Raw genomic sequence first — 22,781 nt, 5'->3', positions numbered from 1 at the left:
CCGGACTTGCCGGGCGGGTGACCGATCAGAAGCTGTAGTTGATCGTGAAGCGTGCGGAGCGGCCTTCGCCCGGCGTCGCCCAGCCATTGTTGCGGATACCCGTGAAGTAACGCTTGTCGGTGAAGTTCTGGATGTTGAGCTGCAATTGCATACCTTCCATCACTTCGTAGCCAAAGAAGGCGCGGTGAACGAGGTAGCTCTTGCTCTTGAACACGGGCGTCAGCGCCGTGCTGCCCGCCACCAGCGGCGTCACGAGCGCGCTATTGTTGAATGCGAAGCTGCCCTGATAGGTGAAGCCGTAACCAACCTGCAGGCCGAAAGGCAGCATGTAGGTGGTGAAGAGGCTCCCCGAGTGGCGCGGCGTGTTCGTGAGCCGCTGGCCACGCTGCGGATCAAGAACAGCCGCATTGTTGCCGCAGGGATTTGTGTTGGGCGTGCCGACAATCGGCCCGGGATGCTCCAGACAGTAATCCGACACGCTCTGCCGCACCTCGCCATCGAGATAGGTGTAGTTGGCGAACACGGCCCATTCTCGGGTGATGTTCCCCGACGCACCCAAGGCGATGCCATCCACGCGGCTATGCCCGTCCTGCACCGGCAGCGTCGGCGCGATGGGATCGTTGGTGTTGACGCTGTAGTTGGTGCGATCGTTACGGAACAGAGCCGCCGTCAGTAGCAGCTGGCGGTCGAACAATTCCGCCTTGGCGCCGATTTCGTAGTTGAACGCCTTTTCCGGCGCCACATCACAGGGGTCAGCGGTGCCGCCGGTAGGCAGACCGATCACCGTGCCGCAGCCCGCACGCACCGAGGCCGAGCGCGGCGTGCGCGAATTGCCGTAGGCGACATAGAGGCTCGCCCACTCGGTAGGCTTGTAGGTAAGGCCAGCACGCCATGAGAAAAGATTCTCGTCGCTCACCTGATTGGCGCCACGGGTATAAGCACCCAGATTGGGGCCAACTGTGGTGTTATAGGTATCGGTGCGGAAGCGCGCCTTGTTGTTCTCGTAACGCGCACCCAGGTTCAACTCGACCTGGGACACCAGCGCGATCGTGTCAAAGGCGTAGATCGCCTTGTTGGTGGTCGAACCATAAGCCTGGCTGGAACGGATATAATTGACCGGTCCGGTATACACCGTGTTCGGATTAGTGATGCTGATGGGTGGCTGCGGGATGGTGTTACCAGCCGCATCGCGCAGCAACTGGCCCGTGTCCATGTGATAATCTTCTCTAGTATAGGCAACGCCTATCACGAAGCTGTGGTGCAGCGGACCGGTCAGGAAATCCGCCTTGAGGTCGGTCTGATTGTAATAGAGTTCATTTTCCTGATCACGCACGAAACCGCGCGGCCCGCTTGGATAAAAGAAACCCGGCTGATTCGTGGCTCCGGTGCAGGGCAGGCCGGTAGGAAGCGTGCCATCGGCAAGGCACCAAGTGCCTTGCGGCGCGGAGGTGACTGTATTCTGCTCCACGCGCTGCCAGCGGGTCAGATTGCGGATCGATACCTTGTCGCTGAAGGCATGATCGAAGCGCATTGTCGCCTGGTTCAGGTAGATATCCTGATCGTCCAGATTGCGGATGCCGAAATAGCTGCTGTCCTTGATGCCGTCCAGCGGGCCATCGTTCACGGCGTTCCGGTAATAAGGCACGCCATAGACGGGGATATTGTTGTCGCGCTGATAGAGGTAGGAAAGCGTCAGGCTCGTCGGTCCTTCAGCACCGATCTTGACAGAAGGCGCGATGCCCCAGCGCTTGTTCTTTTCGACGTCGCGACCCGGATAGTCATTCTCGTGGATAACCGCGTTGAGACGGACGGCGACCAGATCGCTCACGCGGACATTGCTGTCCACCGTGGCGCGATAATAATTGTCGGTGCCGATACCGGCCGAAACGGTGGTGAGATCGCCCGCCTGCGGCGTCTTCTGCACGAGGTTTATCGATCCGCCGATCGAACCCGAGCCGTTGAACACGCTGTTCGCGCCATTATAGACTTCGATCTGCTGGATATTGAACGTCTCGGTGCGGCTATACTGCGCGCTGTCACGCACGCCGTCATAGAGAATATCGTTGTTTGCCGAATAACCGCGCAGGTTGATGCTATCGCCGAAGCCACCGCCGCCTTCGCCCGCACCGAAAGTGATGCCCGGCAAGGTGGAAAGCGCATCGCGCAGCGTAAGGAGGTTCTGCTGGCGCAGGGTTTCGGCCGAAACCACCGTGATCGTCTGCGGCGTATCCAGCAGCGGCGCCGTCGCCTTCGGCGATTCCACGCGATCGACCTTGATGCCTTCCTCGATCGCCTCTGCCTCGACGGTGACGCCGCCGAGCTTGCCGCCCTCGGCCGTGCCGCCGGACTGCGCCATGGCGGGCGCGGAGGCGATGAAGCCCACGCAGCCGAGGGCGATGAAGGCAGGCGTGGCTACGGAACTGCGGAAATCCGAACTGGCCATGGATGGCTCCCCTTTTGCGCCGCATCTGCGCGGCCCGAACTTATCGGGGGAGGCTATTGCTAGTCATTCTCAATATTGTCAACGTCGATTATTGAGATCGACAGGCGCGTTCAAACAGCCAGACGCGGATGGCGCTGGCGAGGTTTGGAGGATCGGGATCGAGCACCCGATCCGCATCGATCTGCGCGACCAGGGCGTTGAGAGGGATATCCTCCGCCCGCGCGGCCGCGACGAGGGCATCCCAGAAAGGTGGTTCTAGACTGATCGAGGTGGAATGCCCCGCGATCATCACCGAACGCTTGACCGGCCCCGGCATCAGGGCCGTCCGGCGCGGATGGCCGCGGGGAAAAGGGCCGGTGCCGTCAATACATGTGCTGCCCGCCGTTGATCGACAGGGTGGAGCCGGTGATGAAGCCCGCATCCTCGCTGGCAAGGAAGGTGACGCCGCGGGCGATCTCCTCCGCATGGCCGAGCCGGCCCACCGGCACCTTGGCCACGATCTTGGCCAGCACTTCCTGCGGCACCGCGGCCACCATGTCGGTATCGATATAGCCCGGCGCGATCGCGTTCACGGTGACGCCGAATTTCGCGCCTTCCTGCGCCAGCGCCTTGGTGAAGCCGTGGATGCCGGACTTGGCGGCCGCATAATTCACCTGGCCATATTGCCCGGCCTGGCCGTTGATCGAGCCGATATTGACGATCCGGCCCCAGCCGCGATCCCGCATCCCGGCGAAGGTGGCCTTGGCCATGTTGAAGCAGCCGCCCAGATTGGTGCGGATCACCTCGTCCCACGCCTGCCAGTCCATCTTCAGCAGGGTGCCGTCGCGGGTGATGCCGGCATTGTTGACGACGATGTCGATCGGGCCGAGATCGGCCTCCACCTGCCGCACGCCGGCAAGGCACGCCTCATGATCGGCGACGTCCCACTGATAGGCGGGGATGCCGGTGCGATCGGTGAAGGCGCGGGCCCGTTCGCTGTTGCCGGCATAGTTGGCCGCAACCGTGACGCCCTTGGCCTGGAGGGCGAGGCTGATGGCCTCCCCGATCCCACGCGTTCCACCCGTCACGATCGCAATTCTGGCCATTTGCGTACTCCCACGGCAATTTCGCGAAAGTCTAGAGGCCCGCCCGCCAGCCTTCAAGCTCGGCACCCAGGAGTTTTTTCAACATTTCGATGCCGGCGCCACTATCGTTGAGGCAGGGAAGATAAGCGAACTTCTCCCCGCCCGCCGCGAGGAAGCCGTCGCGCCCCCTGATCGCCAGTTCTTCCAGCGTTTCGAGGCAATCGGCCGCGAAGCCCGGCGCCACGATCGCCACCTTGCGGATGCCCCGGCCCGGTAGCGCCGCGAGCGTCACGTCGGTGGACGGCTCCAGCCATTTCGCCCGGCCGAAACGGGACTGGAAGGTGACGATGAGCTCGCGTCCCAGCGCCTCCCCCAACAGCCGCGCCGTCTTTTGGCACTGGCAATGATAGGGATCGCCGAGGCGGAGCGTGCGTTCGGGCATGCCGTGAAAGCTGGCGACGATCGCCTCGGGCACGAAATCCAGCGCCGCCAGCGCCCCTTCGATACCGGCCTTCAGCGCGGCGATATGATCCGGATGATCGAAATAGGGCGGCAGCGTCCGTATGGCGGGCTGGAACCGCATCGCCGCCAGGGTGGCGAAGGCGCGGTCATTGGCGGTCGCCGTCGTCGCCGCGCTATATTGCGGATAGAGCGGGGCGAGCAGGATGCGGTCGCACCCGGCCGCAACCAGCGCGCGGATGCGATCGCCGATCGCGGGGCGCCCATAGCGCATGGCATGATCGACGATGACGTCCGGCCCGAAGGCGCCCGCCAGCGCCGCCGCCTGCGCCCGCGTGATGGCCGCGAGCGGGGAACCATCCGGCCGCCAGACCTGGGCGTAGGCATGGGCCGATTTCTTCGGCCGCGTCGGCAGGATCAGGCCGTGCAATATCGGCTGCCAGATCAACCGGGGGATTTCGACCACGCGCGGATCGGAGAGGAAATCCCGGAGATAGCGCCGGACCGAGGACGCATCCGGCGCGTCCGGCGTGCCGAGGTTGACCAGCAGCACGCCGATGCGCCGCTGGGGCACGGCGGGATGATCGGCGGGCGGGTTCACTGGCCGCCGATGGCCAGCGGCAGCGAGCGCAGGCGCTGCCCCGTTGCGGCGAAGATCGCATTGGCCACGGCGGGCGCCACCGGCGGCACCGCGATCTCGCCCACGCCGCCGGGCGCCTCCTTGCTTGGGATCAGCTCCACGCGGATATCGGGCGTGCCGGCCAGCAGCGGCAGGTTCAGCGCGTCGAAATTGCGCGCCTCCGCCATGCCGCGGGCGAAGCCCGTCGTCGCGCCGAAGGCAGCCGCCAGCCCCCAGACGATCCCGCCTTCGATCTGCTGGAGAACGATATCGGGGTGGATGATCCGCCCGCAATCCACCGCCGCCGCCACGCGATCGACGACGATGCGCTGATCCTCGCCGACATGCGCCTCCACCAGCATCGCCACATGGCTGCCGAAGCTGGAATGGCATGCCAGCCCCTGATTGCCGCCGGGCATGCCGCCATCCCACCCGCCCATAGCCGTCACCGTCGTCAGGCAATGGGCGAGGCGGGGATTGCCGCCCAGCATCTGCATGCGGAACGATAGCGGCTCGATCCCCGCCGATCGGGCAAGCTCATCGATGAAGCATTCGGTGAAGAAGGCGGTGTAGCTGTTCGCCACCGATCGCCAGATACCGGTGGGTATCCCGATATCGACCGGCAGGTGATCGATCGCGATCGCCGGAATGGCATAAGGCGGCAACGCCCCTTCCACGGCGGACAGCTCCGCCTTCGCGCCCGGATCGCCGCCGCCGGCCATCAGCCGCGATTGCATGGAGGCCATGGCGGCGGGGGCCGCGATGCGCGCCTGCCAGCCGACCACCTCACCCCGCTCGCCCAGGGCCGCCGCCATCCGTGCGCGGGCGGCGGGGCGGAAGCGATCCTGCTGGATGTCGTCGCGACGCGACCAGGTGAGCTGGACGGGGCGCCGAACCTCCCGCGCGATGATCGCGGCCTGGACGGCGGCATCATTCTCGATCTTCCGGCCAAAGCCGCCGCCGACCAGCATGGGATAGATCGTCACCTGCCCCTCGCTCATGTCGAGCGCGCGGGCGACGGCGGCGCGGGCGAGGCCGGGCGCCTGCGTGGGCATCCACACCTCCATCCGGTCCCCGATCAGCCGCGCGGTCGCGGCCAGCGGTTCCATCGCCGCGTGGACGGCGAGCGGCACCGAATAATCGACCTTCAGCCCCTGCTTGCCGACAAAGGCCGCGTCGACATCGCCGACGGCGACGAACCGCGTGGCCTCGCCCCCGTCGAGCGCGGCATTGAGCGCCTGATCGATCGAGTCACTGTCCGGGAAAGGGCCGTCAGTGGTGAAGCGAGGGCGCATCGCATCCAGCGCGCGCTCGGCCGCCCAGCCATTGGTGGCGACGGCCCCGGCCCAGCCCGGATTCTGGACAACCGCGATGACCCCCGGCACCTTCTCCGCCGCCGCCTTGTCCACGCCCGTCAGCCGGGTGGCGCCGTGCGGGCCGTGGCGGACCGCCGCGAACACCATATCCGGCAGGCGCACGTCGCCGGCATAGCGGGCCGATCCGTCCACCTTGGACGGCAAGTCGATGCGCGGCACCGAACGGCCGGAAAGCCCACCCGCCCCCGGCGCGCGCAGGGCGACGCCGCCCGGCGCGTCGAGCGACGCCGCCTCCGCCGCAAGCTCGCCGAAGCGCAGGCGATCCTCGCCGCGCGTGACGAAGCCGACCGCCGTATCACAGGCCCGCCAATCGGCATCCCAGCGCTTTGCCGCCGCCGTGCAGAGCAGGGCGCGGGCAACGGCGCCGGCCTCGCGGAAGCGGGTTTCGAACCCCCGGATCGAGCTTGATCCCCCCGTCACCATCAGCGCGGACCGGATGGCATATTGCCGCGCGGCCCAGCCGCCCACGCCCTTCAGCAGATCGGGCAGCATGCCCTGGGCGGCCTCGCCGATCAGGAAATCATTGGCGTAGAGCGGGCTGATCGGCGCGGGTTCGACCGCGATGGTCCGCCAGTCCGCCCCCAGTTCATCGGCCAGCACCTGCGGCAGCGAGGTCCACACCCCCTGCCCCATCTCCGCCTGCGGCACCACCACGGCGACATGGCCGTCCTCGCCGATCTTCAGGAAGGCGTTGAAGATGGCCTCGCCCGGACTGGCGACGAGATTGGGGCGATAGCTGCGCGGCCAGAGCCCCCAGGCGAGGAGCAGGCCCGCCCCGGCGCCGCCACCGACCAGGAAATTGCGACGGCTTATCGCCATGGAAGGCCCCGAGATCCCATCATCACCCGGCTGAATAAGGAGGGCGCGCCGCGAACGCCAGTGGCTTGAGGGCGATCAGGCCGCGCGGGCGTCCGCTTCCATCTGCCTGGTGAAGCGCTCCCGCAGCGCCCTTTTGTCGATCTTGCCGGTGCCGAGGCGCGGCAGGGGATCGTCCGAGAACCAGAGATGCGCGGGCAGCTTGAACCTGGCGAGGTGCCCGCCGAGGAATTCCAGCAAGGTCACCGCATCCACCGCCCCGCCCCGGCGCATCCGCACCACCGCGCCGACGATTTCGCCCAGCCGCTCGTCCGGCAGGCCGAACACGCTCGCCTCGGCCACGTCGGGATAGGCGTAGAGCGCGGCCTCCACCTCGATGCAGGAGATGTTCTCGCCGCCGCGAATCACGATATCCTTGGCGCGATCGACGATGAAGAGATAGCCGTCCTCGTCCAGATAGCCGACATCGCCCGTCAGGAAATGCCCGTCCGCCGTGAAGGCCGCGGCGGTCGCCTCCGGATTGTTCCAATAGCCCCGGATGTTGGCCGCGCTGGCGATGCCGATCATGCCCCGCTCGCCCGGTGGCAGCGCATTGCCATCGTCATCATAGATGGCGACATGGACGAAGGGCGCCTGCGCCGGACCGGTCGAGGAAGGCTTCGCGGCATAATTGCCCCGGCAGTTGGTGCAGCCGACCGCGTTCGTCTCCGTGAGGCCATAGCCCATCATCGGGTTGCTCTGCGGGAAGGCCTCCATCAGGCGCGGCACATGCGCCGCCGGGCGGGGCGCGCCGCCGGCCGCGATGTCGAGCAGGGTGGAAAGATCGTAACGGCCGCGATCGGGATGCTGCATCAACTCCAGGCTCATCGTCGGCACGCCGACGAAATAGCTCACCTTCTCCGCCTCGATCAGCCTGAGCGCCTCGGTCGCATCCCATTTGGGCATCAGCACCAGCTTGCGCGCGATCACGATGCTGGCGACGAACACCGGTATCTCACCGGTGACGTGGAACAGCGGCACCGTCACCAGCGCCGCCGGCGCGCCCGGCAGATTGTTGCGATCCCCGCCATAGAACGCGCCCAACAGCGTGGCAGTGAGCGCCACGAAGCAATAGGTGGCGGTCGTCACCGCATGATGGGTGGAGACCGCGCCCTTGCACTGGCCGGTGGAGCCCGAGGTGAAGAGCAGCGTGGCGTCGTCCTCGGGCGACACCGCCGGCAGATCGCCTTCGGCCACGCCGTCGATCAGCGGCGCCAGCGCCTGCGCGATCGGAAGGTCGATCAGCAGATCGGCCACGCGAACCTCGATGCCGGTATCGGCGATCCGCTGTGCGCGCGGGCCGTCCGCGATGACGAGGCTGGGGGTGGAAAGCTGCAGGCTGTGCGCCAGTTCCTCCGGCGTCCACCAGCCGTTGATCAGCGTGACGATCGCGCCCGCCTTCGCGGCCGCCATATAGGCGACGATCCAGGCCGGCGCGTTGCGCATGGCGATCGCCACCCGATCGCCCTTGCGGATGCCATGCCCACCGGCAAGCGACCGGGCCAGCCGTTCGGACCACATGTCCAGATCGGCGTAGGTCAGCCGTTCCTTGCCGGCGACGAGCGCGGTTTCCGGCCCATATTGGCCGCAGGCGAAGCGGAAGAGATCGGGCAGCGTGGCCGGCAGCTTCGCGGCCATCGCGAAGCCGCGCGCGTCATGCGTGATCTCGACGAGGCCCCCCGGCCCGGTAACCGCATCCATCACCGCTTGCATGCGGGCGTCCTGCTCACTAGGCATCGGCCGCTCTCTCCTCACGCTTTGCGTTTCTCGTTGCCCCCTTTATGAGGGCCAAAATCCTCGGGGAAAAGCCTTGATCCTGACCTTCCTCGCTGACGCTACGGCAGCCTTGCGGTTTGACCAGCTTGGCCTCTCCCCTGTGGCGCTCGACCTCGGTTTCTTCCAGCTCCGCTGGTATTCGCTGGCCTATATCGCCGGCATCCTCATCGGCTGGTGGTATCTGCTCAAGCTGCTCGACCAGCCGGGCGCACCGATGGCCCGCCGCCATGCCGACGACATGGTGTTCTATGCCACGCTCGGCATCCTCATCGGGGGCAGGCTCGCTTATGTCACATTCTACCAGCCGGAGATATGGCAGCACCCGCTGGACGTGCTGAAGCTGTGGGAAGGCGGCATGTCCTTCCACGGCGGGGTGATCGGCGTGTCGCTGGGCATCATCCTGCTCGCGCGGAAATATCAGCTCAACTGGCTGCGCATCCACGATTATGTGGCCTGCTGCGTGCCGTTCGGCCTGTTCTTCGGCAGGCTGGCCAATTTCGTGAACGGCGAATTGTGGGGCCGGGCGGCCGACGTGCCGTGGGCGATGATCTTCCCGCGCGGCGGCGACGTCGCCCGCCATCCCAGCCAGCTCTACGAGGCGGGGCTGGAAGGGATATTGCTGTTCGCCGTCCTGTGGTTCCTCTTCTGGAAGACGGATGCCCGCTACCAGCCCGGCAAGCTCGTCGGCACCTTCCTGCTCGGCTACGGCCTCAGCCGCTTCTGCGTGGAATATTTCCGCGAGCCGGACGCACAGCTGATGGAATTCGCCGCGCGCACCCACCTCAGCATGGGCCAGTGGCTGACGGTGCCGATGATCCTGGGCGGCCTCTACCTGATCCTCACCGCCAGGGGCCGCCGCCAGCGCGTGGAGCCCGTGGCAGGCGACCAGAGCGTCGCCTGAGCCGGCGCGGGTTCCGATGACGAGCCCCAGCTGCGAAGAACGGCTCGCCCGCCTGATCCGGGCGGTCGGCCCGATCCCCATCGCCCAGTTCATGGCCGAGGCCAACGGCGCCTATTACGCGTCGCGCGATCCGCTGGGGGCGGCGGGCGACTTCGTCACCGCGCCCGAAATCAGCCAGATGTTCGGGGAGTTGATCGGCCTCTGGCTGGCTGACCTCTGGCAGCAGGCCGGGGAGGAGCCCGCCTGCTATGTCGAGCTGGGGCCGGGCCGGGGCACGCTGGCCGCCGATGCGACGCGGGCGATGCGCGCCGTCGGCCTCCAGCCGGCCGTGCATTTCGTCGAGACCAGCCCGGCGCTCCGGGCCGCGCAGGCCGAACGCTTCGCCAATGCCGCCTGGCATGACGATCTTTCCACCCTGCCCGCCGGCAAGCCCCTGCTGCTGGTCGCCAACGAATTCTTCGACGCGCTTCCCATCCGCCAGTTCGTCCGCACCGTGAACGGCTGGCGCGAGCGGATGGTGGCGCACGGCCCGGACGGCTTCGTCCCCGTGCCCGGCGAAGTGCCCGTCGACGCCCTCGTGCCCGATCGCCTGCGGGATGCGCCCGCCGGCTCGATCCTGGAAAGCGCGCCCATGGGCACCGCCATCGCCCGCGACGTCGCCGGCCGCATCGCCGAGCAGGGCGGCGCCGCGATCATCATCGACTATGGCTATGCCGGCCGCGCGGCGGGGGACACCTTCCAGGCGGTCCACGCCCATGCCTATGCCGATCCGTTCGCCCGCCCCGGCACGCGCGACCTGACCGCCCATGTCGATTTTTCCGCGATCCGCCAGGCCGGCGAGGCGGAGGGCGTGCGCGTCCACGGCCCCGTCGGCCAGGGGGCATGGCTGGAAGCGATCGGCATCGGCGCGCGGACGGCGGCGCTTTCCCGCGGCTCGCCCACCCGCGCCGAAGAGATCGAGGCCGCCCGGCACCGCCTCACCGACGCGAGCGAGATGGGGGAGCTGTTCAAGGTGATGGCGTTCGTCGCCCCCGGCTGGCCGGAACCGGCCGGATTCGGGGCACCGCCGGCCTAACGGTTCATCGGTATGGCGCGGGCTGTCCAACCGTATCCATCGGTGTAAGAAGCCCGCCATGACGCAAGCCATCGATCCGATCCGCGCCGCCTCGCTGGGCGATATCCCCCACGCCTTTCTCGGCCGGCGCGGCGGCGTTTCCATGGGCATCCACGCCGGGCTGAACGTAGGGCTGGGATCGGACGACGATCGCGATGCCATCCGCGAAAATCGCAGGCGCGCCGTCGCCGCCGTGCTGCCGGATGCGCAGCTGGTAACGCTGCACCAGGTCCATTCGGCCGATGCGGTAAAGGTCGGCGCGCCCTTCCCCGACGATGCCCGGCCGCATGCGGACGCGCTCGTCACCGATCGGCCGGGCCTGCTGCTCGGCATATTGACCGCCGATTGCGTGCCGGTGCTGTTCGCCGACAGCAAGGCCGGGGTAATCGGCGCGGCCCACGCCGGGTGGAAGGGCGCGATCGGTGGCGTCACCGATGCGACGATCGCGGCGATGGAGGCGATCGGCGCCGATCGCGGGCGGATCGTCGCGGCGATCGGCCCCTGTATCGCGCGCGCATCCTATGAGGTCGATGAAGCCTTCCTCCGCCGCTTTGCCGAGGATGATGCCGAAAATGAGCGCTTCTTCACCGATGGCGTGCGTGCCCGCCATTATCAGTTCGACATCGAAGCCTATGTCACCGCCCGCATCGCCGCCGCCGGCATCGGCCGGGTCGAGGCGCTGGGCCTCGATACCTATGCCGATCCCGATCGTTTCTACAGCTTCCGCCGCGCCACCCATCGCGGCGAGCCCGGCTATGGCCGGCAGATATCGCTGATCGGGCTGCCGCCCCACGCCTGAGCGGCCGCCCGGCGCATCACAATTCCCGAAGCGCGCGGGCGGGCCGCGCCGCCAGCGCCGGCAGCGATCCCAGCAGGCCCAGCGCCAGCGTGCCGAAGCCGCCGATCGCCAGCGTCGCGCCCACCACCATCCAGTCGGGCGCCCAATCGAGCTCGAACACGCCCGTCACCACATACCAGCCGGCCAACGCGCCGAACAATGCGGCCAGCAGGGAGAGGATGGACGCAAGGATCGCATATTCGATCGCCTGCGCGGCCAGCACCTGCCGGCGCGTTGCGCCCAGCAGCTTGAGCAGCACCGAATCGTAGATGCGCGACCGGCGCGAAGCGGCGATGGCACCGACCAGCACGGCGATGCCCGCCGCCAGCGCCACGGACGCGGCGGAGCGGACCGCGGTGGAAAGCTGGCCCAGCACGTCCGCCACCTGGCCGATCACCTCCTTCACCCGGATGAGCGACACGGACGGGAATTGCCGGGTGATCTCGCGGTTGAGCGCGGCCTCGCCCTTTTCCGGCATGGCGATGGTGGCCATGTAGCTGTGCGGCGCGCCCTCCAGCACCCCCGGCGAATAGACCAGCACGAAGTTGAAGCCCATCGTGTCCCACTTGATCTCGCGCAGCGAGGCGATGGTCGCGGGCACCTCGACGCCCAGCACCGACACGGTGATCTCGTCCCCGACCTTCAGGCCCAGGATGCGGGCGGCCTCCACGTCCAGCGAAACGAGCGGCGGCCCCGAATAATCGGGCGGCCACCATTGGCCTTCGACCACGCGGCTGCCTTCGGGCGGCGTGGCGGAATAAGTGAGCCCGCGATCGCCGCGCAGGATCCAGGCGCCCTCGGGCAGCGTATCGAGATCGGCCACGCGCTTGCCGCCGAATGACACCACCGGCCCCCGCAGCGACGGCACGGTGCGGACCTCCGCCCCCGGCGCGCGGGCGGCCACCAGCGCGCGGAACCGATCGATATCGTCGACCGGAATGTCGAGCGCGAAGAAGCTCGGCGCCTTGGCCGGCACGGTGCTGTCGATCTGGCCGGAAAGATTGGTCTCGATCACCGCGAGCGTGGCGAAAAGCGTGAGCCCGAGGCCGAGCGCCACGACGAGCCGGCCCGTCTGCGCGCCCGGCCGGTGCAGGTTCGCGATCGCCAGCCGCAGCAGCGGCCTGCGCGGGCGCGGCAGGCGCGCGGCGATGCGCCGCACCGCCCAGCCGATCAGGGTGAGCAGCAGCAGCAGCCCCGCGACGGCGGCAACGAACCACGCCGCGAACAGCGGTTCCCGCGCGGTGCCGACCGCCAGCGCGACGATCGCCGCAAGCGTGATGGCCATCGCCGCTAAGACGGGAAATGCCGGCCGTCTCGCCGTCTCCACCCCGCCACGGAACAGGGACGCGGCGGTCACGGCACGGGCGCGGGCGAGCGGCGCCAGCACGAACAGCAGCGCGATCAGCAGGCCATAGAGCGCGGCCAGCAACAGGGGCCGCGCGTGAATGGCAAAATGCGGCTGCACCGGCAGGGCATCCCCGGCGAGCGCGACGACGGCGGACGGAACCAGGCTGCCCGCAACCACGCCGGCCAGGATCCCCGCGCCGGCGACCAGCCCGATCTGGATCAGATAGGAAAGGAATATGGTGCGCGAGGAAGCGCCCAGCACCTTCAGCGTCGCGATCGCGTTGCGCTTGCCCTCCAGATAGGAGGTGACGCCGTTGCCCACGCCGATGCCCGCCACCGCAAGCGCCGTCAGCCCCACCAGCATCAGGAACTGGCCCAGCCGCCCGATGAAACGTCGGGTGCCGGGCGCGGCGTTGCTGCGATCCTGCACCTCCCAGCCGGCGCCGGGAAAGCGATCGGCGATCTGCTTCGCGACATTCGCGGCATCCTGCCCATCGGGCAGGCGGATGCGGTAGCGGCTGGTATAAAGGCTGCCCGGCTGCACCAGCCCGGTGGCGGCAAGGCCATCCATGTCCACCAGCGCCGCCGGGCCGAAGGTGAAGCCTTCGCCGACCCGATCGGGTTCTTCGGCGATCAGGCCGATCACCCGCAGCTCGGCATCGCCGATGCGGACCATGTCGCCCGGCTTCACCGCCAGCCGATCGGCCAGCGCCGGGGCGATCGCGACTTCCTTCCCCCTGGGCCGCGCGCCGAGCGCGCCGGGGGCGAGCCTGAAATCGCCATAGAGCGGATAGGCGCCGTCCACGCCCTTCAGCTCGGCGAGCACCGCCTGGGCGCCATCGGGACGCGAGGCCATGGCGCGCATGCGGATGGTTTCCGAAACGCGGCCGGCCGCCGCGAAGGCCGCGCGCTCCCCCGGATCGGCGGTGCGCTGAACGATCGACATCTGGACGTCGCCGCCCAGGATCGACTGACCCTGCAACGCCAGTTCCGACGTGATGGCGCTGGAAAGGCTGCCGACGCCCGCCAGCGCCATCACCCCCAGGAACAGGCAGATGGCCAGCAGCCGCAGCCCGGCAAACCCGCCGCGCAGATCGCGCAGCGCCAAGGCCCAGGCGAGCTTCATGCCGCCCGGCTGTCGCTGACGATCCGCCCGTCCAGCATTTCGATGACCCGGCCGCAACGATGGGCAAGCGCGGGATCATGCGTGATGACGAGCAATGTCTCCCCCGTTTCGCGCTGGCGACCGAACAGAAGATCCATGATCGCCGCGCCGGTTCGGGCATCGAGATTGCCCGTCGGCTCGTCGGCGAACAGGATGGCCGGGCGGGGCGCCACCGCACGCGCGATCGCCACGCGCTGCTGCTCACCCCCCGAAAGCTGGGCCGGATAATGGCCGGTGCGATGGCCGAGGCCCACCGCCTCCAGCTCCACGCGCGCACGGGCGAACGCATCCGCCTGGCCGGCCAGCTCCAGCGGCACCGCCACATTCTCCAGCGCCGTCATCGTCGGCAGCAGGTGGAAAGCCTGCAGGATGATGCCGATCCGCCCGCGCCGGGCCCTGGCCAGCCGATCCTCGTCCATCGCCGCGAAATCGGCGCCCGCGACATGCACCTGGCCGGCATCCGCGCGCTCCAGCCCGGAAAGCACGGCCATCAGCGATGACTTGCCCGAACCGGATGGGCCGAGCAGCGCGACCGTCTCCCCCTCGGCGATCGAAAGATCGATCCCCCGCAGGATTTCGACGCGCGCTTCACCCCTGCCCAGCGCCAGCGTGACATTCCGGGCTTCGATGACGATATTGGCGGCTGACATAGCGAAGGAAGGTTTCCCCTTGAGGCCCGATTGTTACGCATATGGAGTGCGGCGCCTGATTGTCCATGCCGCCGCCCTCATGACATTGTTCGTAACCTTCCCCGCGCTGGCGGCGGACAAGTTGGTCGTCGCCTTCGGGGACAGCCTGATGGCCGGCTACCAGCTCAAGCCCGGCGAAGGCTTCGCCCCACGGCTGGAGGCCGCATTGCGGCGAAGCGGCATCCCGGCGCGCGTGCACAATGCCGGCGTCTCGGGCGATACCACCGCGCAGGGCACGGCCCGGCTCGGCTGGGTATTGGGAGGGCTCAAGGCCAGGCCCGACCTCGTGATCGTCGAGCTCGGAGCCAACGACATGCTGCGCGGCCTGCCCAACGCGCAGACCCGGGCCAATCTGGATGCGATCCTGGCAGAGCTCAAGCGGCGGCGCATTCCCGCCATGGTCGCCGGCATGCAGGCGGCGCCAAATCTGGGGCAGGCCTATGCCCGAGAGTTCAACGCCATCCATCCGGCGCTCGCCCGCAAATATCAGGTGCCGCTCTATCCCTTCTTCCTGCAGGGCGTGGCCACCAACAAGGCCCTGCTGCTGAAGGACGGCATGCACCCCAATCCGCGCGGCGTGGACGTGATCGTGGCCAACATCCTGCCGTCCGTCCGCAAGGCGCTCGGGCGATAGCATCGCGCTGCGGAAGGCTGATCGATCCCGCACTGCCACCTTTGCGCCCATTGAGGGCGCCTTGCGCTCGCGGGCAATATCGGCGCGTGGCAATGATCGGGTGCCGGGATGCGGGTGGTGCATGATGCGGGGGCCATGCCCTTCGACCAATGGGTGATGCTGGCCTTTCCGCTGGCCGGAATCGCGCTCACCTTATGGCTGTGGAAGACGGCGGAACGGCGGCTGTGGTGGAAGCTGGCCGCCGGCTTCGCCCTGTTCCTCGGCCTGCTGACCGTCGCCCTGCCCTATGCGGACCATGATCGCGTCCAGGCGCGGGCAATTGCGGGCGAGGTGACGACCGTGGAAGGCCCGATCAACGGCCATCGCCGCTGGACCGAACGGAGCTTCGCCGGTTCGTCGCGCGGCGTGGGCGTCACCACCTTCGATCGCTATAAGGAGACGACCTACGAATATTTCTACATCGGCGATACGCCGTTCACCTTCATCGTCGGCGGCTATCCCAGCCATGCCTCCTTCACCAACGCGGCCGACCCGCCCGTCGCCATCGCGGACGGGATGTGGGCGCGGGCGAAGTTCTTTCGCGACGATTGGTATAATGACGAACGGCGTATCACCTGGCTGGAACTGGCGCCGGCTCCACCGGCCGGGGCGCGGCCCATCTTCCCGGCTTCCGTTCCGCGAGCGCCCCCCGCGAAGGCCGGATCGAACCTGCCGCCCGATTTTGCCGCCTTCTGGGAAGGGTTCGCCGCCGCCGTCGGCCGGGGCGATGCGGCAGCCGTCAGGCCGCTCGTCGCCTTTCCGTTCCATTTCGACAGCCACGAGCTGGGCGCGGACGAGTTCGGCAGCCTGTGGATGAGCCTGTTCGCTGCGCCGCTCCGCCCCTGCATCGCCGCCGCGGCGCCAGTGCGGGAAGGGGATCGCTATGTGATCTTCTGCGCCGGCTATGGCTATTATTTCGCGAAGACGGCCAGCGGTTGGAAGCTGGCCGAATTCCTTGCCGATGGCGAGGCCATGCAATGATCCGCGTGCCGGCGGGACGGGGCCTGCCCCGTTCCGCCGGCGCCCGCGCTTACTTGCAGCGCACCTCGCCGCGATCGATCTCGCGGCCCAGCAGCGCGCCGCCGGCACCGCCCAGCAGCGTGCCCAGCATGCGATCGCCGCTCGTGTCCACTGTCCGGCCCAGCAGCGCGCCGGCGGCGGCGCCGATGATCAGGCCAGTCGTGCCGTCGTCGCGCTTGCAATAATAGCGCCCGTCGCGCCCGCGATAGACATGGTCGTTGCGGCTCAGGCGGCGGCCGTCATAGCGGCCGTTATTATAATAGCGGTCGCCCTTCCAATAATTCTTGCCGCGATTGCCGTTGTTGTAATGCTTGCCGTGATGACGGTCGCGGCCATGATCGGCCAGGACCGGGCTTGCCGGCACGGCAACGGCGGCCAGCACGGCGGCAATGATGAACTTACGCATATCTCGTCCCCTTGGGTGTCCTTTGCATATCGTTCATGACATGCCGAAGCTGAATGGCGCACTACGCCATATTCATGAAGCGGAAGGGAAATCCCCCACGGGTCGCCGGCGTTACGGCACCTCGCCGTCGGGGCCGGGGCGATCCCGGATCACGCCGTCCCCCCTCAGGCCGGCAAGCTCGGATGTGCCGATCCCCAGCCATTCCCCCAATATCTCGCTGCTATGCTCGCCCAGATAGGGCGCGCGGCGGCGATAATCGGCCGGCGTTTCGGATAGCCTGGCGGGATAGGCCACCGTCGGCACGGCCACGCCATCCTCCCGCACGAAATTGTGCACCGATCCCCGCGCCGCCACGAACGGATCGCCGAATATCTGGTCGATGCGGTTGACGGGGCCGCCGGGTATGCCGTTTTCCTTCAGCATGGCGATGACCTCCGCCGCGCTGCGCGTAGCGATCAGTCCCTCCAGGACCGGCTCCAGCACGTCGCGATTGGCGACCCGCGCGGCGTTGCGGGCAAAGCGGTCGTCCGTGCCCAGATCCGGCCGCCCCAGCGCCGCGCACAGCGACCGGAACTGGCCGTCATTGCCGACGGCGACCACCACCGACCCATCCGCCGCGTCGAACAGGCGATAAGGCACGATCGTCGGATGGGCGTTACCCAGCCGGCCGGGCACGACGCCGCCCACCAGCCAGGACATCGCCTGGTTGGCGAGCATGCTGATCTGGGTATCCAGCAGCGAGCAATCGATATGCTGGCCCTGCCCCGTGCTTTCCGCGTGGCGGAGCGCCACCAGGATCGAAACGGTGGCATAGATGCCGGTGGTGATATCGGTGATCGCCACGCCGACCTTGGTGGGCGGGCCATCGGGCTCGCCGGTGATGCTCATCAGCCCGCCCATCGCCTGCGCCACGAAATCATAGCCGGCCTGATCGGCATAGGGGCCGTCCTGGCCGAATCCCGTGATCGAACAATAGACGAGCCGCGGATTGACCGCCCGCAGGCTCTGATAGTCGAGCCCGTATCTGGCCAGCCCGCCCACCTTGAAATTCTCGACGAGGATGTCGGCCTCCGCCGCCAGCCGGCGCACGATCGCCGCCCCTTCCGGCGTCGAAAGGTCGAGCGCCAGTGAGCGCTTGTTGCGGTTGCAGCTCAGATAATAAGCGCTCTCGCCCGGCCCCGGCTCGTCCGGGGCGGGATCGAGGAAGGGCGGTCCCCAGCCGCGCGTGTCGTCGCCCCGGCCCGGCATTTCCACCTTGATCACGTCCGCGCCGAAATCGGCCAGGATCTGCGTGCACCACGGGCCAGCGAGGACGCGGGAGAGATCGAGCACCTTCACGCCGGCCAGGACCTGCGGTTTCGCGCCCGTCGCGCCTGCCTCCATGCCCGTTACTCCACTGCGATCCAGACCGGCGCGGGCCTAGCACCGCCTTTCCGGGCCGACAATGCGGATGGGGCGCTGGAAGGCGGGGGTTCAGCCGGCGGAGGCCCCAATCGTCAGCGCCTCCGGCTCCGGCACCGATGCGAGGATGCGTTCCACATCCTCCCGGCAGCACAGGTCGGTCCCCGGCGTCAGCACCGCCGCCGTGCCCGCGGCAAGCCCGTATCGGAATGCCTCCGCCGCGCTCCATCCGCGCGCGAAGCCCAATGTCATCGCCCCGACGAAGCTGTCGCCGGCCCCCACCGCGCTGCGCGCCTCAACCGGCACGGCCGGCAGCAGGAAGGCCCCGCCGGCATTCACCAGCACCGCCCCGCGATGGCCCATCGTCACCGCGACATGCTCCACCTGCCCGCCCGCCACGAAGGCGGAGGCCGCCTCGGCAATGGCCGCGACGTCCGCCAGCTTGCGGCCGATCAGCTGCTCCAGTTCGCCCTGGCTGGGCTTCATCAGGAATATGCCGCCGTCCACCAGCGTGCGCGCCAGCGCCGCCCCGGACGTATCGACCACCAATTTCACCCCGCGCGGCGCCATCGCGGCGCGCGTCCGCGCATAGAAATCGTCGGGCACGCCGCGCGGCAGGGAACCGCTCACCACCAGATAATCGCATTCCGCAACCGTCAGGCGATCGAGGGCCGCCTGCCATTCCGCATCGCCGACCAGCGGCCCTTCCGGCACGAAGCGGAATTCCTGGCCGCTGGCCCGCTCGTGCACCGCAAGGCTCACGCGCGTGTGATCGTGAATGTCGATCCGCGTCCGCGCGATGCCCGCCTTGTCGATCAGGCTGTCCAGCACCGCCCCGGTGACGCCGCCGGCCAGATAATAAGCCTCCGCTTCCCCGCCGAGGCGCGCGACGACGCGCGCGACGTTGATGCCGCCGCCGCCGGGATCATAGCGTTCGTTGTTCGTGCGGATCTTGTGCGTGGGAAAGACGCGCTCCGCCTCGCACGCCCCGTCGATCGCGGGATTGAGGGTAAGGGTGGCGATCCTGCGCATGGCGGGCGATCCTTGCTGCAACCGAAAACCGATCCTGTGATGCCGGCCCGAAAGATTTCACGCAACCCGACGGCCACTCCACCTGCACGGGATGCCGCCGGAAAATCAGGAAAAACGCCGCCCGGAGATATCGAACGTCGCCTTTTCCGAAAATAAATCTGAAAAAGGTGCGGAAAAGACGTGCCGTGCGGATGTGGGGATCGGCGGTTCGCGCGTATCACCCTCATGACCACAAGTCGAAAGCAGGCTTGCGGCATGAGGAGGGGCATTCATGAAGCGGAGTTTTCTGCGGGGATATCTGTATTCTGCGACGGCCTTTGCCAGCATCGCCACCGCATGCGCGGTGCCGGCGTCGGCCCAGACGAGCGAGCAATTATACGATTTCAACATTCCCAGCCAAAGCCTGGGCGGCGCGCTGAACGCCTTCGCCCGCGCATCCCATCAACAGATCACCTTCGATCCCGCAGCGGTCCGCGAAAAGCAGAGTCCCGCCCTTACCGGCCAATATAGCGCGCGCGATGCCCTCGACCGGCTGCTCGCCAATTCGGGCCTGACCGTCCGCGTCGGCCGCACCGGCATCTTCATCGTCGAAAAGCCGGCGACGCCGAGGCCCAGCAAGGCGGAAGCCCAGAATCCCGATCTCACCCCCGCGGAGACGCTCGACATCGTGGTGACGGCGCAGAAGCGTGAGGAGAAGATCCTGGACGTGCCGATCGCGGTATCGGCTTTTTCGGGGACTCAGCTCGATCGCCAGAAGATCGAAAGCGGCGCCGATCTGGTGCGCGGGGTGCCGAACCTGAACTTCTCGAAAAGCTTTTCGAGCATGTACAATATCGGCATCCGCGGCATCGGCACCAAGGCACTGAACTCGTCGAGCGATCCGGGCGTGGCGGTGAGCTACAACAATACGCCGCTGATCCGGAATCGCCTGTTCGAGCAGGAATTCTTCGACACCTCCCGGCTGGAGGTGCTGCGCGGCCCGCAAGGCACGCTCTACGGCCGCAACGCCACCGGCGGCGTGGTCAACATCTTCCCCGCGCTGCCCACCGGTGAGTTTGAGGGCGAGCTGAAGGGCGAGGTGGGAAACTATGAGACCCGCCGGGTGAGCGGGATGCTCAATATCCCGCTGACCGATACGTTCTCGATCCGCGGCGCGGGCGCCTACACCAAGCGCGAGGGTTTCGATTATAACGAGTTCACCCGCAACCGGGTGAACGGGCGCGATCTCTGGTCGACGCGCCTTTCCGCGCAATGGGAGCCCAGCGACCGCTTCAAAGCGAACGTCATCTGGGAACATTTCAACGAGGATGACGACCGCTCTCGCACCGGCAAGGCGCTGTGCACCACCGATCCAGGTCCGGAAATGGTGGGCAGCACTATTGTTCCCGATCGGTTGCGCAGCCGCCTAAGTCAGGGTTGCTTGCCTGGATCGCTTTACGATGATGCCGCCTTCGGCGTGCCTAACGCCGCAAGCCAGACCGCGCTCTATAATGCGCAGTCTATCGTTATTGGCATTGATCCGAATACATTTGCATCAATACCCCTTGTGAAAGCAGGCGATCCTTACGCGGGCATTGTTCAATCGCGCAACCCGCGTAGAATATCGACAGCTATCGATCTGACATTCAAAGCCAAAAACGACATTGTGCAACTTAACCTCGAATTAAAAATTGGCGAATCTTTAACTTTAATTTCGCAGAGCGGATACAGCAAAGATCGTTGGTATTCCTCTCAAGATTACAATAGATTCGCATCCAACCCTATTTTTGGAAACACCAAAGGATTATATAACGTTCTATTTGAACCATACGCCGATGATGGCCCCCTTCCAGATGGATTTTATACAGATTCTCAACTTGGATCATCGGATAGATTGCTAACTATGGATCTGAATAGAACAAGAACCCGTCAGTGGACCCAAGAAATACGCCTTCAATCGGATTTTAATAATAGATTCAATTTCAACGTCGGGGCGAATTATCTGAATTTCAAAACCACGGACGATTATTACGCATTCAGCAATCTTTTTAATCTAACAACAGATTTCGTTTATCTTCAGGATTTATCAAAGGCTTTTGGAAGTCCTCCTACTATATCATTTCTGAATTGCCCTGCGGCGAGCGAAGATCCAGCGTGTCAATATGCTCCATATAAGGACAAAAATCCCCTTAACAGCATAGATGACCTTGGCCACAATTATTTCTTGAGCAGAAATAATGTTAAGACCAAATCGTTTGCGATCTTTGGAGAAGCTTATTATCAAGCCACCGATGATATAAAAATCACCTTAGGCGCCAGATATACAAACGATAAAAAATATCAAACCCAGATACCAAGCCAACTTCTTCTTAGCAGTTCCATCATAACTGGAGGAACTGTAAATTATGGATATCCAGCCCTACCTGACATAGATCAGGGATGGAGCAGATTCACTGGACGAGCTGTTGTCGATTGGAAACCCAATATTTCCTTCACCGACGATACACTCGTCTATGGATCCGTCTCTCGTGGTTACAAAGGTGGCGGCGCCAATCCGCCACGGGTCGATTTTGATCCTCGGATCGTTCAATATATTCCCCTATCCGATAGATATAAACCAGAAGGTTTGACAGCATTTGAGATCGGCACGAAAAACCTTCTTGCCAACAATACTATAAGTTTAAACGCAACGGCGTTCTTCTATGATTATGACAATTATCAGATATCTCAGGTTACGGATCGTATTACCTATACGGAAAACTTCGATGCCCAAACTTGGGGGCTCGAGCTAGAAGCGACCTGGCAGCCGAACCGAAATTTCCGCTTCAACAGCAGCTTGGGATATCTCGATTCAAAATTGAAGAAGAATGCGAAATCGATCGACGTGATGGATCGCACCCAGGGGAATCCGGACTGGACGGTGGTCCGGCCATGGCTACAGGTTCCGACGAACTGCGTCGCGCCAACCAAGTATGTCGAAAAGGTACTCAGCACCTTTCCATCCGAGTTGGCCCTTGCGGCACTGTGCCCCGGATCGACCGGTATTGGATCTTACAATCCAAATATACCCCCGGAAACTACCGTGCCATATTGGCAGTATCTAGGGTTTACCTATGACCCTCTAACAGAGGCTCCAAATGCCGGAAGAGGATTCGATGCCGATCTTGGCGGCAATGAACTACCAAATTCTCCGCACCTCACCTTCAATGTTGGAGCACAGTACACATTCTTTTTGGACAGCGACGATTGGGAACTAACTTTCCGCGGAGACTATTATAGACAGTCCAAGAGTTATGCTCGTGTTTATAATACGGAATTCGACAAACTAAAAGGTTGGGGAAATTTGAATATTTCTGTCTCCTTTGCCAGACCAAAAGATCAACTTGCGTTCCAATTATACGTGAAGAATGTTCTGAATGACCAACCAATTACGGACGTTTTTCTCAGTGCTGATGATATAGGAATGCCAGCAAATACATTTTACCTCGATCCTAGAATCATAGGATTCAACATCACTAAGAAATTTTAAAATTTAATAATATATTAAATAATAATAATTTCAGCACTCATAGGATTTGGCGATCTACACGATTAGATCTCCCAACCGTTTTGCCATGCCTTGTT

The 22,781-nt window shown here is 65.3% G+C and carries 17 protein-coding genes; 6 read left to right on the top strand and 11 right to left on the bottom strand.

The window, feature by feature from the left end; genetic code table 11:
- Positions 1 to 25: 25 nt before the first annotated feature.
- The 6 genes from G432_RS13385 to G432_RS13360 form a co-directional block, all read right to left on the bottom strand.
- Entirely contained in the window at positions 26 to 2,443 is a 2,418-nt protein-coding gene (locus tag G432_RS13385) for a TonB-dependent receptor (RefSeq protein WP_015459351.1), read from the bottom strand.
- Between the two features lie 88 nt (positions 2,444 to 2,531).
- Positions 2,532 to 2,759, bottom strand: a complete 228-nt coding sequence (locus tag G432_RS13380) for a ribbon-helix-helix domain-containing protein (RefSeq protein WP_015459350.1) — start codon at positions 2,757 to 2,759, stop codon at positions 2,532 to 2,534.
- 46 nt (positions 2,760 to 2,805) lie between these two features.
- Positions 2,806 to 3,528: an acetoacetyl-CoA reductase gene (phbB, locus tag G432_RS13375; RefSeq protein WP_015459349.1), complete on the bottom strand. Its 723-nt coding sequence runs from the start codon at positions 3,526 to 3,528 to the stop codon at positions 2,806 to 2,808.
- Between the two features lie 31 nt (positions 3,529 to 3,559).
- Positions 3,560 to 4,567, bottom strand: a complete 1,008-nt coding sequence (gene hemH, locus G432_RS13370; protein WP_015459348.1) for a ferrochelatase — start codon at positions 4,565 to 4,567, stop codon at positions 3,560 to 3,562.
- Positions 4,564 to 6,780 (bottom strand): xanthine dehydrogenase family protein molybdopterin-binding subunit, encoded by a 2,217-nt coding sequence (locus G432_RS13365; RefSeq protein WP_015459347.1) that lies wholly within the window; start codon positions 6,778 to 6,780, stop codon positions 4,564 to 4,566. The genes hemH and G432_RS13365 overlap by 4 nt, the downstream gene beginning before the upstream one ends.
- 75 nt (positions 6,781 to 6,855) lie before the next feature.
- On the bottom strand, positions 6,856 to 8,553 hold the full coding sequence (locus G432_RS13360) for a class I adenylate-forming enzyme family protein (RefSeq protein ID WP_236626778.1): 1,698 nt from the start codon (positions 8,551 to 8,553) through the stop codon (positions 6,856 to 6,858).
- A 73-nt stretch (positions 8,554 to 8,626) separates the two neighbouring features.
- Here G432_RS13360 and lgt point away from each other — a divergent pair, with 73 nt between their 5' ends.
- From lgt to pgeF, 3 genes are read left to right on the top strand one after another with little or no spacing between them, the layout of a single operon-like run.
- Positions 8,627 to 9,493 (top strand): prolipoprotein diacylglyceryl transferase, encoded by an 867-nt coding sequence (gene lgt, locus G432_RS13355; RefSeq protein WP_015459345.1) that lies wholly within the window; start codon positions 8,627 to 8,629, stop codon positions 9,491 to 9,493.
- Positions 9,494 to 9,509: 16 nt separating this feature from the next.
- A complete protein-coding gene (locus tag G432_RS13350) occupies positions 9,510 to 10,568 on the top strand; it encodes a class I SAM-dependent methyltransferase (protein ID WP_015459344.1) in 1,059 nt (352 codons plus the stop codon).
- Between the two features lie 58 nt (positions 10,569 to 10,626).
- On the top strand, positions 10,627 to 11,406 hold the full coding sequence (gene pgeF, locus G432_RS13345; RefSeq protein WP_015459343.1) for a peptidoglycan editing factor PgeF: 780 nt from the start codon (positions 10,627 to 10,629) through the stop codon (positions 11,404 to 11,406).
- 16 nt (positions 11,407 to 11,422) lie between these two features.
- Here the strand turns inward: pgeF and G432_RS13340 are convergent, their stop codons facing one another.
- Both G432_RS13340 and G432_RS13335 read right to left on the bottom strand, forming a co-directional pair.
- Positions 11,423 to 13,918, bottom strand: a complete 2,496-nt coding sequence (locus G432_RS13340) for an ABC transporter permease (protein ID WP_015459342.1) — start codon at positions 13,916 to 13,918, stop codon at positions 11,423 to 11,425.
- Positions 13,915 to 14,607: an ABC transporter ATP-binding protein gene (locus G432_RS13335; RefSeq protein ID WP_015459341.1), complete on the bottom strand. Its 693-nt coding sequence runs from the start codon at positions 14,605 to 14,607 to the stop codon at positions 13,915 to 13,917. Before G432_RS13335 ends, G432_RS13340 begins: the two co-directional genes overlap by 4 nt.
- A gap of 79 nt (positions 14,608 to 14,686) precedes the next feature.
- Here G432_RS13335 and G432_RS13330 point away from each other — a divergent pair, with 79 nt between their 5' ends.
- Both G432_RS13330 and G432_RS13325 read left to right on the top strand, forming a co-directional pair.
- A complete protein-coding gene (locus G432_RS13330) occupies positions 14,687 to 15,280 on the top strand; it encodes an arylesterase (protein ID WP_041865409.1) in 594 nt (197 codons plus the stop codon).
- Positions 15,281 to 15,397: 117 nt separating this feature from the next.
- Positions 15,398 to 16,300 (top strand): hypothetical protein, encoded by a 903-nt coding sequence (locus tag G432_RS13325; RefSeq protein ID WP_144062055.1) that lies wholly within the window; start codon positions 15,398 to 15,400, stop codon positions 16,298 to 16,300.
- Between the two features lie 49 nt (positions 16,301 to 16,349).
- Here G432_RS13325 and G432_RS13320 read toward each other — a convergent pair whose 3' ends face one another.
- The 3 genes from G432_RS13320 to G432_RS13310 all read right to left on the bottom strand — a co-directional run bounded on the left by G432_RS13320 (position 16,350) and on the right by G432_RS13310 (position 19,178).
- Positions 16,350 to 16,745, bottom strand: coding sequence for a glycine zipper 2TM domain-containing protein (locus G432_RS13320; protein WP_015459338.1), 396 nt, complete (start codon positions 16,743 to 16,745; stop codon positions 16,350 to 16,352).
- Between the two features lie 111 nt (positions 16,746 to 16,856).
- Positions 16,857 to 18,128, bottom strand: a complete 1,272-nt coding sequence (locus G432_RS13315; protein ID WP_015459337.1) for a CaiB/BaiF CoA transferase family protein — start codon at positions 18,126 to 18,128, stop codon at positions 16,857 to 16,859.
- Positions 18,129 to 18,218: 90 nt separating this feature from the next.
- A complete protein-coding gene (locus tag G432_RS13310; RefSeq protein WP_015459336.1) occupies positions 18,219 to 19,178 on the bottom strand; it encodes a 1-phosphofructokinase family hexose kinase in 960 nt (319 codons plus the stop codon).
- Positions 19,179 to 19,449: 271 nt separating this feature from the next.
- Here G432_RS13310 and G432_RS22615 point away from each other — a divergent pair, with 271 nt between their 5' ends.
- Positions 19,450 to 22,686, top strand: coding sequence for a TonB-dependent receptor domain-containing protein (locus tag G432_RS22615; RefSeq protein WP_084673659.1), 3,237 nt, complete (start codon positions 19,450 to 19,452; stop codon positions 22,684 to 22,686).
- Positions 22,687 to 22,781 lie beyond the last annotated feature (95 nt).

The organism is Sphingomonas sp. MM-1 (assembly GCF_000347675.2).
Classification (GTDB): Bacteria; Pseudomonadota; Alphaproteobacteria; order Sphingomonadales; family Sphingomonadaceae; genus Sphingomonas_E; species Sphingomonas_E fennica.
This window is presented reverse-complemented; position numbering and strand designations above follow the sequence as displayed.